The organism is Capnocytophaga stomatis (assembly GCF_002302635.1).
GTDB lineage: Bacteria > Bacteroidota > Bacteroidia > Flavobacteriales > Flavobacteriaceae > Capnocytophaga > Capnocytophaga stomatis.
Window position 1 is genome coordinate 2472947 of the sequence record NZ_CP022387.1, and the last position, 12419, is coordinate 2485365.

The 12419-nt window shown below is 37.5% G+C and carries 8 protein-coding genes; 6 read left to right on the top strand and 2 right to left on the bottom strand.

Translation table 11 applies throughout. From position 1 onward, the window contains the following. Positions 1 to 18 precede the first annotated feature (18 nt). From CGC58_RS10985 to accC, 6 genes are all read left to right on the top strand, one after another. Positions 19 to 945 (top strand): hypothetical protein, encoded by a 927-nt coding sequence (locus CGC58_RS10985; protein WP_232748836.1) that lies wholly within the window; start codon positions 19 to 21, stop codon positions 943 to 945. A 107-nt stretch (positions 946 to 1052) separates the two neighbouring features. Beyond that, entirely contained in the window at positions 1053 to 3176 is a 2124-nt protein-coding gene (locus CGC58_RS10990) for a hypothetical protein (protein ID WP_095896745.1), read from the top strand. Positions 3177 to 3207: 31 nt separating this feature from the next. Continuing rightward, complete coding sequence (locus CGC58_RS10995) at positions 3208 to 4017, top strand: hypothetical protein (RefSeq protein WP_095896746.1); 810 nt, start codon at positions 3208 to 3210, stop codon at positions 4015 to 4017. Positions 4018 to 4366: 349 nt separating this feature from the next. Further along, a complete protein-coding gene (locus CGC58_RS11000) occupies positions 4367 to 5356 on the top strand; it encodes a beta-ketoacyl-ACP synthase III (RefSeq protein WP_095896747.1) in 990 nt (329 codons plus the stop codon). Between the two features lie 46 nt (positions 5357 to 5402). After that, positions 5403 to 5900, top strand: a complete 498-nt coding sequence (accB, locus tag CGC58_RS11005) for an acetyl-CoA carboxylase biotin carboxyl carrier protein (protein ID WP_095896748.1) — start codon at positions 5403 to 5405, stop codon at positions 5898 to 5900. A gap of 72 nt (positions 5901 to 5972) precedes the next feature. Beyond that, the gene (accC, locus tag CGC58_RS11010) at positions 5973 to 7322 is read left to right on the top strand and encodes an acetyl-CoA carboxylase biotin carboxylase subunit (protein WP_095896749.1); all 1350 of its coding nucleotides are present in this window, start codon (positions 5973 to 5975) and stop codon (positions 7320 to 7322) included. 55 nt (positions 7323 to 7377) lie between these two features. On the opposite strand, the gene CGC58_RS11015 is transcribed toward accC, so the two are convergent. Together CGC58_RS11015 and CGC58_RS11020 are read right to left on the bottom strand one after the other, a co-directional pair. Next, complete coding sequence (locus CGC58_RS11015) at positions 7378 to 10287, bottom strand: glycoside hydrolase family 3 N-terminal domain-containing protein (protein ID WP_095896750.1); 2910 nt, start codon at positions 10285 to 10287, stop codon at positions 7378 to 7380. Between the two features lie 48 nt (positions 10288 to 10335). Next, positions 10336 to 12378 (bottom strand): recombinase, encoded by a 2043-nt coding sequence (locus CGC58_RS11020; protein WP_095896751.1) that lies wholly within the window; start codon positions 12376 to 12378, stop codon positions 10336 to 10338. Between the last annotated feature and the right edge of the window lie 41 nt (positions 12379 to 12419).

Consider the following 12419-nt stretch of genomic DNA (forward strand, 5'->3'; position numbering starts at 1 on the left):
AATGAAAATAAGAGAGTTATGAAATATACGATTATCATAAGTATTGCCATTTTAAGTCTTTTTGCTTCGTGCGAGAAGGAAAATCACAATGCAATTCCTGAAATAAAAATCGGGCAGGACGAGCAGTCGCTCCGTGAGGTTTCGGTCAATAAACAAACCACGCGATATATTTTGCTTTCGGGCGGAAATGAAAAGTTTGCCGTGAACATCGAAAATTCCAAAGTGGCACAAGCCTCCGTACATCAGGATACGCTCAAAATCAAAGGGTTGTTTGAGGGAGAAACCTTTGCAACGGTAATTTCGCACGACAAGAAAGCACATTTGAAAATCAATGTAGTTCCCCCTCAGGTGAGTATTAGTCAGGAGGTGGTTCGAATTTACCCCAATGAAGAAAGCAAGTTTGTGAGTATAGACGGTGGGGGTGATGAACCTACGTTGGAAGTTGATGACCCCGACGGAATTTTGCTTTACAAATGGAACGGAAATACCAAAATTTTGGAGTTGTTCGCCCATTATGAAGGGGAAGCCGTTGTTCGGATTTCTGCCCAAGGAGTTGAAACTAAGCAGTTAAAGGTAATTGCTGAATCTGGTGGAGATTCGCAAGCCTTTGGTTATTACGATAATACAAGGCGAACACTTTCTCGCCAAGTTGCCCCCAAAATGGTGGTCAAACGCAAAGGAGTAGGGGTGTGGATGGCAACAGGGGTTAATCCGTACGGAAAAACGCAAACGCAGTCTTATAGCACGCCACGAGTATTGAAAATAGCTTCTGCTACTAATTTAGTTCAGGGCAAACACGCTGATATTCAAGTAGAAGTTTATCCAGAGGGAGAGCAATTTCTCGGAATTTCAAACGGAACAAACCGTCTTTACGTTGAAGAAATTCGACAGGAAAGCCTCGTGCTTCGAGGAAAAGGCTTTAAGTTGGTGATTCCGAAGGAATAAATGGTTGTAAAATAATCACTTACATATAAATATTTAATAAAATAAAGAAAATAAAATGAAAAAGCTACCTTTTATTTTTAGGATTAATTGTACTCGGATTAGCCCTTTTGTGGTCTTGTGAAAAGGACGAAAAAAGTTCGGGAGCTCCGTTGGAAATCACGTTGGAAGCAGAAACACTTTCACTGTTTGAAGGCGATAATAAAACCTTGAAAATCCTCACAGGAAACGGAAAGTATAAAGCAAAATCGTCCAATACGGAAGTTGCTACGGTTTCTGTTAGTGAAAATTTGTTGGTTGTAAAATCTTTAAAATCAGGTAAAACTACAGTAACTCTTACCGATTTCAAGCACAAAAGAACAGCAATAGAAATAACAGTTTCACAAGCAGTAAATTTATCGAAATACGAGCTTGGTTTGGGTGAAAAATCAGAAGAAATCATAACTATTTCCGGTGAAGGTACTTTTGAAGTCACTACCCAAAATGCAGAAATTGCAACCGCTGTTTTGGAAGGAAAAAACATCAAGATAACGGGCGTAAAAGCCGGAGAAACAGCAGTTTCGGTAACAGATACTAAAATTAACCGCACTACAAATATTATCGTAACTGTTTATGCTACAGTAGCTTTGGATAAAAATCAGGCGGGACTTCGAGTAAATGAAGAAGAAATTGTTAAAATTTTGGCAGGCAAAGGTCCTTTTAAAGTGGAGACGGACAACGATGGAGTAAAAGCCTTCGAGGAGGATAAAATACTGAAAATAATTGCATTAAAACCCGGTCAGTCCGTTGTTACCGTTACTGATACCAAAACGAACCAAAAAGCGATGGTTGAGGTTACCGTTTTCAAATCCATTGACGTTGAAACTTCGAAAGTTGCAATGAAAATCGGCGAAGAAAAAAGCGTTTCTATCTCGCAAGGCGAAGGTCCTTATGAAGTAAAGTCAAGCAATGATGTGGTTCGTGCAACCATCGAAGGTACAAATGTGAAAATCAGTGCGTTAAAAGGCGGAAAAGCTATTGTTACGGTTTTGGATACCAGAACAAATCGCACTTTTGCCATCGAAGCAGTGGTTACGGCATCGCTTCAATTGGAAAAGACTGAGGTTGAGGTAAATCCGCAAGCAGAAAGTACCGTTATTGTCGTTTCGGGTGAAGGTCCTTTTGTTACGAATTCGGAAAATGCTGAAATTGCAACCGCTACTTCTGACGGACGAAGCATTAAAATTTCTGCCAAAAAAGCAGGCAGAACGCAAATCACGGTTACCGATGTGAAAACACAAGAGAAATCGGTAATTAACGTGTTGGTATTCAATTCAATAACTTTGTCACAAAATAAAGTAACTTTGAGAGAAAAAGAAACCGCTTCTGTAAATATAACTTCGGAAGGAAATAATTTTAAAATAACTTCTGATAATCAAAATATTACAGCTATTTTAGAAGGGAAATCTATAAAAATTACTGCTGTAAAGGCAGGAAAATCAATAGTTACTGTAACTGATGTTACTTCTCAAAAATCAGTAAACCTTGAGGTAGAAGTAACTGCTTCGGCGGATATTGTATTGAGTAAAACGGAGGTTTCCTTGCGTGTAGGCGAAACTGCAACCGTTGCGATTACTTCGGGCGAAGGTGCTTTCCAAGTGTCTGTAAATAATGATGTTGTAACGGCTACTTTGGAAAATCAAAACGTGAAAATTGTAGCTAAAAAAGGCGGACAATCAGAAGTTACTGTAAGTAATTCACAGACAGGGAAATCAGCAAAAATTTCAGTTACTTCACAGTACGGAGATTTTCAAGTGACGGAAAATGTGACTCTTAATGTAAACCAAACTCAAGAAATTGCTATTACGGGAGGTTCTGGTCAGTTTACCGCAGTTTCGGATAAAGAAAATATCGCAACAGCTACAATTTCTGCGGGTAAAGTTGTGGTTAAAGGAATTACGGCTGGTAATGCGATAATTAGCGTGACAGACACCCAAGCTAATAAAACTAAAAGAATCAATGTAACAGTTAAAACTGCCGAGAAACTCAGTATCGGGCGAAAAGCAATCAATGATGTACAAGTAGGCGGACGTGGAGAAACTGCACTTTATTCGGGAATGCCTGTGGCAGAGCTTTGCACATCCGAAAATCCAAGTATTGCTGTGTTTGATAAGGTAGAAACTGACGAGTGGGGAGATAGATACGTTTATGTAAGAGGGGGTAAGCAAAGGAACTACAAAAGTTACTATTTCTGACGGAGTTACTTCGTTTCAAGTTACTGTAACAGTGGTTGGGGCACCTGATTTTAAATTACTTAAAAATACATTTGATATAAAAGTAGGAGAAACATCCATTGGAGCAGGTGTGAAAGGAAGTGGTGATTTTGACATCAGTATCCAACATCCTGATTTTATAACAGTTTCAGAGCCTAATAACTACGGTTCGGGCGATGTTTACTTTTTTGACATTGTTGGTAAAAAAGCAGGAACTACTCAAGTTACCATAACCGATAAAGCTACAAATCAATCAGGAGTGATACAAGTTACCGTACGAGAGAAAGTAACCCAAAAACTAAGAATTAGAGGCAATGTGGCTTCTCAGGCTATTGCGGGAGGAGTATCGGCTTATATTGCAATTTTTGAGGGAAATCCTACTAAGGAACATTCCGTTTCAGAAGCTTCAAATATAGCCGTTTTTGAAAAAGTAGAAACTGATACTTGGGGAGATAGATACATCTATTTTAAAGGAATTTCTGAAGGAACAACCAATATCAATGTTTCGGATGGGGTTAATAATCACAAAGTTACTGTAACCGTACTTCCTTTACCTGAATTTGAATTGAATTTTGCCAATGAAGAAATAGAACTGGAAATAGAAGAAGTATCGTCAGGAACTTATGTAAAAGGAAGCGGAATTTTTGAAATTTCTGCTGCAAATCCTGATTTGGTAACTATTTCGGAAGCAACTAATAACGGTACTGGTGATGTGTTCTATTTTGATGTTACAGGAAAAAAAGCAGGCACAACTACAATCACGGTAAAAGATAAAATAACAGGAAAATCAGGAACTCTTAATGTTACTGTAGCTGGTGAATAGATTTTCCGTTTTGAAATTGTTTTAAAAAAAGAAAACCTTGCAGATGTCATTCTGTGAGGTTTTTTCTTTTGAGCTTTTAGGTGACAGATTTCGAAATTAAATTGGTTATTTGTTAGTAAATAATATGTTTTTTTTCTAACTTTGCAAGTCGGTTAGTGCTGAGAGATTAGGTGCCATAAACAAGAATGTATCATATTTTTTTGAGTAAAATTCTTGAGAAAAGGCTGTTTTCAGAGGATTACTTCTAATAAAAAGAGGTATTTTTTAGAAAACTAAATAATAATTACGTATTTTTGCCCGAGTTTATACAGTACTTTTTGAGTAAGTATCATACAATTTTTAAATTATTATGACAAAAATAACTGCTGCAATAACAGCGATAGGAGGCTATGTCCCTGATTTTGTGCTGACAAATGCAATGTTAGAGACAATGGTAGATACCAATGATGAATGGATTTATACACGCACTGGTATTAAAGAAAGAAGAATTTTAAAAGAAGAAGCTCAGGGAACATCATATTTGGCAATTAAAGCAGCTCAAGATCTTATCAATAAAAAAGGATTGGATCCCAAGGAGATAGATTTGGTAATTCTTGCTACGGCAACGCCCGATATGCCGGTGGCATTGACAGGACCTTACGTGGCGTCCGAAATTGGAGCTACAAATGCATTTTCTTTTGACCTGCAAGCAGCCTGCTCAAGCTTTTTGTACGGAGTTTCTGTGGCTTCAAGATACATTGAATCAGGTAAATACAAAAAGGTTCTGTTAATAGGAGCTGATAAAATGTCTTCTATTATTGATTATACTGACCGTGCTACTTGCATTATCTTTGGAGATGGTGCCGGAGCCGTGTTATTCGAGCCTAATTACGAAGGATTGGGAGTTCAAGATGAAATTTTGAGAAGTGACGGAATAGGAAGAAATTATTTGCATATAAAGGTTGGAGGCTCAATGTTGCCCATAACCGAACAAGATGTTAAGGAAGGAAAACAGTTTGTTTATCAAGATGGAAAGACTGTTTTCAAGTATGCTGTTTCCGGAATGTCAGGTGTTGCTGCCGAAATTTTGGAACGCAATAAACTAACAAAAGATGATGTTCAATGGCTAACGCCGCACCAAGCAAATAAGCGAATTATTGATGCTACGGCAGAGCGAATTGGCTTGACGGAAGATAAAGTAATGGTGAATATTCACAAATACGGAAACACCACGTCAGCTACCATTCCTTTGGCTTTAAAAGATTATGAAAATCAGCTCAAAAAAGGTGATAATATCATTCTGGCTGCCTTTGGGGGCGGATTTACTTGGGGAGCGATATACCTAAAGTGGGCTTACTAATTTTTAATAATAAATATATTACGATAACAACCTAATAACGAATATTATGGATTTAAGAGACATTCAAAATTTGATTAAATTTGTTGCAAAGTCAGGGGCAAGTGAAGTGAAGCTTGAGATGGAAGATATCAAAATCACCATAAAAACAAATCCGGAAGAAAGTGCCAGAGAGCAAGTGTTTGTTCAGCAGATGCCTATGGCAACAATGCCTCAATTACCTGTACAACAAGCAGTAACAGTGCCTCAAACGGCAGTGTCTGAAACATCGGATTCAAAGCCTGCAACAGCAAATGATGATAGTAAGTATGTGACTATTAAGTCTCCTATGATTGGAACTTTTTACAGACGTCCTGCACCGGATAAGCCTTTATTTGTTGAGGTAGGTACTACTGTTAAAAAAGGTGATGTGATTTGTATCATTGAGGCAATGAAATTATTCAATGAAATAGAATCAGAAATTTCTGGTAAAATTGTGAAAGTATTGGTAGATGATTCATCTCCGGTTGAGTTTGACCAGCCTCTTTTCTTGGTTGAACCAGCTTAGAAATCACATTTTTTTTGATTTGAATTAGTATGATATACTAAATTTATTTAGAATTTATAATTAAACAGACCTATGTTTAAAAAAATATTAATAGCCAACCGAGGTGAAATCGCTTTGCGTATCATTCGTACGTGTCGCGAAATGGGAATTAAGTCTGTAGCAGTATATTCAACAGCCGATGCGGACAGTTTGCACGTTCGTTTTGCTGATGAAGCTGTTTGTATAGGACCTCCAGCAAGTAAAGATTCATATTTGAAGATTTCTAACATAATTGCCGCAGCAGAAATAACCAATGCTGATGCAATCCATCCAGGATATGGATTTTTATCTGAAAATGCTAAGTTTTCAAAAATTTGTGCCGAACACGGTATAAAGTTCATTGGAGCTTCTCCTGAAATGATTGACAAAATGGGAGATAAAGCAACAGCTAAAGCTACGATGAAAGCTGCGGGAGTGCCTACCGTTCCGGGTTCAGACGGATTAATCGAGTCACTCGAGCACGCCAAAAAAGTAGCCAAAGAAATGGGATATCCCGTGATGCTTAAAGCAACTGCCGGAGGAGGAGGACGCGGAATGCGTGCCGTTTGGAAAGAGGAAGACCTTGAAAAAGCTTTGGAAAGTGCAAAACAAGAGTCTGCAGCCGCTTTTGGTAATGACGGTATGTATATGGAAAAACTCATTGAAGAACCAAGACATATTGAAATTCAGATAGTTGGAGACCAATACGGAAAAGCTTGCCATCTTTCGGAGAGAGATTGTTCTATCCAGCGTCGTCACCAAAAATTGACGGAGGAAACACCTTCACCTTTTATGACGGAAGAACTGCGTAAGCGAATGGGAGAAGCAGCGGTAAAAGCAGCCGAATACATAAGATATGAAGGAGCGGGAACCGTAGAGTTTTTGGTGGACAAACACCGTAATTTCTACTTTATGGAAATGAATACACGTATTCAGGTTGAGCACCCAATTACAGAGCAAGTTATTGATTATGATTTGATTCGTGAGCAAATTTTGGTTGCTGCCGGAGTGCCTATTTCCGGAAGAAACTATACTCCGAAGTTACACTCTATAGAATGCCGCATCAATGCGGAAGACCCTTACAATGATTTCCGTCCCTCACCGGGAAAAATCACTACATTCCACGCACCGGGCGGACACGGAGTACGTTTGGATACACACGTGTACGACGGATATACGATTCCGCCTAACTACGACTCAATGATTGCGAAGCTCATAACTACGGCTCAAACTCGTGAAGAGGCAATAGCAAAAATGAAACGGGCTTTGGATGAATTCGTGGTAGAGGGCATAAAAACGACGATTCCTTTCCACTTACAATTAATGGACGACCCGGATTATTTGGCTGGTAATTACACCACTAAGTTTATGGAGTCTTTTAAGATGAATCCTCCACAGGAATAGTAAATAATATAAAAAAATCCCTGATATTCAGGGATTTTTTTATGCCTTTAATAGATTAATTTATGATTGAATTATAAACAATTCGCTGAATTTTCGGACGAATATTTTCCTTGATTAATAAGTTATTTTCAGCAGTGGGAAAGGTTCTGTTTGACAGAAAAACAATAACTATTTCATTATCAGGGTCTGCCCAAGCATATGTGCCAGTGAAACCCGTATGCCCAAAGCTTGACATCGGGACGCAACCACACGTAGGACCTTCTCCGTCAATTTGTGGTTTATCAAATCCTAATCCTCTTCGGTTGTTTTCACTACAGAACATACACGTATTGAATAAGTTAACAATTTGTGGTTGTAAGTACCATTCTCCTCCGTAATATCCTTTTTGTAGAAACATTTGCATCATTTTTGCCACATCGTCTGCATTTCCGAAAAGCCCGGCGTGTCCGCCCACACCACCGAGCATTGCAGCTCCTTGGTCGTGTACATATCCGCGTATTTCTTGTCTTCGGAAGTAATTATCAACCTCCGAAGGTGCGATATTTCCTAAAGGAAAACGCTCTAACGGAAAATAGGTGAGGTGATATGCACCCATTCCGCGATAAAAATCCTGCTGAATTGCCTCTGAAAGTGAAATATTTGACTTTTTTTCAATATATTTTTTGAAATAATAATAAGGTAAATCGCTGTACAGATACTTTTTTCGTTTGATGAGGTCGCAATCGTCAATTTGTTGATAAATAAAATTGCTGTAATCGTTTTTTATGTAAAGGTTTTTTGCCACTTGAACTGAAAAATCATTGCTTTTTACATTACTATAAACTTCTTTTAGAGGTTTTTTTTGAGTATCAAGCGTTTTCAGGTAAAAAGGTATCCACGAAGGGAATTGGGCGTAATGAGCCAAAACATTCATCATTTTCAAATTCCCTTTGTTGGTGTTCTTCAATTCGGGAAGTAAATCTGAAAATGAGGAATTTATGTTGAATCCTTCTTGGGCGTATATTTTCATTAATTCGGGTAAAGTAACCAAAATTTTAGTAAGAGAAGCAAGGTCATAAATAGAATTGTCTTTCACCAAATTTTTCTCGTTATAGTCAAGTGTTCCGAAGTTTTTTCGATATACAATTTTTCCTTGTTTTGCGACCAAAATTTGCATTCCAGGAGCCATTCTTTTATCAAGAACAACTTTAGCGATGCTGTCAATAGAACTGAGTTTTTTTGAACTTAATCCTACACTTTCAGGTAATCCGTAGGACAAACGACCAATTTTTGGCGTGCTAACAGACGTATTTACAGGTAGTTCAGGATGCGCCGAAACAGGTAAAACTCCTTTTCCTTCAATGGCTCCAAAAATAAGTTGAGCGGTTTTTTCCTGAGCAACTTTGTGATTTTGGTATGAAACTATGATGCTTTCAATGTTTGTTAAGTTTTTCACATCCAGCAAAGCGTAAGGTCGAGTAAAAACAGAAAGAATTACTTTCTTTTTCTTTGCAATTTCCTCCAGCCAAATAAGTTCTTCTTTCGTGAATTTGTACGCATCCCACGGAGTTTTGTCGGGTTTATGCAAGCCTATGATGACCGTTTGATATGGCTCGGTGCTTTTCAGCAATTGTTCTGTGGATTTAGGCTCGATAATCGCTACATCGGCGTATTTTCGCAGATTTGTGTAAAATGTCCAGCCACTATCATTTCCAAACTTGATATAAGCAATTTTTTGTTTATCTAAGTTCTTTATAGGTAATAGTTTATCTTCATTTTTGGCAACAGTCAAAGCGTTTTCAAAAATTTCTTCCAAAAGTAAATCGTCTTCAAGCGTATGTAAATTCTGGTTAATGGTTTCTAAATTCAGTGGTTCAAATTTATACAAACCAACTTTGTATTTTGCCATTAGAATTTTTTTAACTGAATACGCTAAACGTTCTTCAGTGATTTTTTTACTTTGATAAGCTTTTTTTATTGATTCAAAGCCCTTTACAAGATTTTCAGGCATTAGTAGAATATCATTTCCCGCTAAAAAAGCAGCGACTTCCACTTCGCCCACAGGCAAATATTCCGAAACGCCCTTCATTCCAAGAGCATCGGTGTAAACCAAACCTTCAAATCCCATTTGAGTCTTTAAAATATCGGTGATAATGTGATGGGAAAGGGAAGAAGGAAGCCCCACTTTTGATTCGAGTGCAGGGATATTCAAATGACCGACCATTACGCTGGCAACACCGTTATTTATTAATTCTCTGAAAGGATACATTTCTATTTCGTGAAGCCTTTCGGAAGGAAAGTTAATCAATGGCAGAGTTTTATGTGAATCTTTTGAAGTGTCACCGTGACCAGGAAAATGTTTTGCACTTCCCAGAATTCCAGCCGATTGCACTCCTTTTGTAAAAGCAATTCCTTTAAGGGCTACATTTTGTTTATCTTCTCCGAAAGAACGATTCCCAATGATTGGATTTGCGGGATTTGTATTTACATCAATATCCGGAGCGAAATTAAACTGCATACCAAGCTGTCTGCAATGCTGCCCAATACGGAATCCGGCACGCTCAATGAGTTCGTTGTTCTTTATAGCTCCCATCGTCATATTCCAAGGATAAGCAAAGGTTGAATCCAAACGCATTGCCAATCCCCATTCGGCATCCATTGACATAAATAGAGGGATTTTTGATAAAGATTGGTATTCATTTGTTAGCTTAGCTTGACGTTTTGGTCCTCCTTTCGAGAATATAATACCTCCGATGTGATATTTTTTGATTAATTCTTTAATATATTCCGTATTTTTGGTTCCAATTTGGCTTGAAAATACAGAAACCATAAACAATTGCCCTATTTTTTCATCTAAGGACATATTTTTATACGTATTTTCTACCCATTTTTTTTGTTCTTGCTCATCTTTTGCTACCAAAGGATTAATTTTTTGGGCAGAAATATTCTGAATAATAAAAAATAATATAAAAATTTTGTATTTCATTGTTTTCTTTATGTTTCTCTTTCTTAATAAGAATGTTATGTGTTGAAATTATTGCTTTTGGCTATCAATATCTCCATTTCCTACGGGAAGGAAAAAAGCCATCGGATTCTGTTTGAAACGTACCCAAACGGATTTTGTCAAGTTTTTTAATTCATAAAGAGGAACTTCACGTGAACGTAAAGCTATCCACAACGATAACGAAAAACTAACAATAAAGTTCCCAAATCCGATGATGAAAATGCCGATAATTGTCCAAATCAGTATGTTTAAAGTGACGTTAAAACCAGCTCCGAAAAGCCCTAAAGCCAAACTTCCGCTTGCAAAGGTAATGTGACGAATGTCCAAATCCAGCCCCAGAAATGTTCCGACAACTCCCGTGCATCCCATAAAGAAACCAAACCAAACATTGGAAATGATTCCAGGCCATTTTTTTTGCATCCAACCGGAAATTTTAACCATTTTTTCTTTGCCAAAAACCCCTTTCAAAACAGGATGTTCTGATAAACGATAGTAAAAATTGTTGAAATTATTAACACTCGCCACGTTTCCTGCAATAATTCCGGAAAGAAAAAGGAATACTCCCGCAATACAAGAGTGCAGAAACACAGGCGTTTGACGTATGTCCAACTCTGCCAGCAGTTTATCGCTTTTTGATTCGGCTAAGTTATAACCTGTCAGATAAAAAAGCCCCCAAATAAGTAGTAAACTCACGGGAAAGGCAGCCAAAACGTTTCCTGCAAAAGCAATAAATTGCGAGCGGAAAAGCCTTGTGAATAACGCCGAAAACTCGGAATATTGTTTCTCTTTTTTCTTTTTGTCGTTAGTATTCAGGTTTTCTAAGGTTTTAGCGATGGTTGAAGCCGTCATAGCGGGCTGTTTGGTAGCTAATGTAGCACCAACCAAATAAATAACAACAAAACCAATGGCATAATTCAAGCTGTAATTCAATGCATAAATAAATTCACTTGTATCTAATTTGGACAGAAATAATTTTGCCAAACACATAAATCCTACGACAACTCCGCCCCACAATGCGGTTCTGAACATAGTGAAATATTCTTTGCTTCCGGAAGTTATGTAATGTTCCCCCGTTTTTCCCGTGTAGTTTGTAATTTCGTAAGTAATGTTGTAAACGCTGTCATTTATCAATTTACGAACGTTATTTTTCTTGGCGTTGGTTTTGACCAAACTTAAATAAAATTGAATTGTTTTGGTTCGTTTTTCTTCCTCACTGCTGATAAACAGAAAGTTATAAAGCTTTCGGATTCGTCGTATTTGCTGACGAATAAGCAAAAGAGTTTGGTTTACGCTGAATGAAATTCCGTATTTAGATGTGTTGTTAACTGCTTGTTCTACAAAATTTTCACATTGTTCGGACAGAATATTAAGCTGTTTGTAATCCAGTTTGTATTCTTCCATATCCAAATAAGCCTTGTTTTTGGCCTCCATATTCCGATGTATGGCGTTGAGTTCTTCATCAATGGCAATGAACGGGCTTTCAAGTGATGAATATTCCGGAACCATACGCATCACATCGGTTTGAAGAGCAAATCCGCCCATCCGTTGTGAGAGAATCATCATTGATAATAAAATCTCTTTGGAAGTGGCTTTATCTTTGGAATCGTCATAAAACGTTGGTAATGAAAGTACATCAAAAAGACTGTGCCAATCTTCCATCGGAACGGATTGTAACCAAACAGAGTCAGAAGATTTGTAAAATATCTGATTTAGAACATATTGTATGCTATTATGCGAAGGCTGGTCGGGAATAAGCTGATGTGAAAGTCTTCGGCGAAGTTCCCTGAAAAAGGAAACACTGCTAAGCAAACCGGCATCGGTTAAAAGGTTTGTTTTTTCTTTTTTTGAGAAAACAGAATATAATTTTTGAGTCAGAAAATCTGCTTTTGCTTTATCGTTGCGTATTTCGGAAAGCAATTCGTCAATTCTGACAACAGGAGTTTTCTTGGTGTATTTTGCACGATGATAGTAAACCAAGTCAAATATGAAATCAATATCCTCATATTCAGTTGTGGACATATATTTTTCAAAGATTTCACAAATTGATTGATGATTTCGCTTTATTGTTAGCATATATAAGATTTCGTTTTTAGTGGGCAAATATAGCAAAAAAA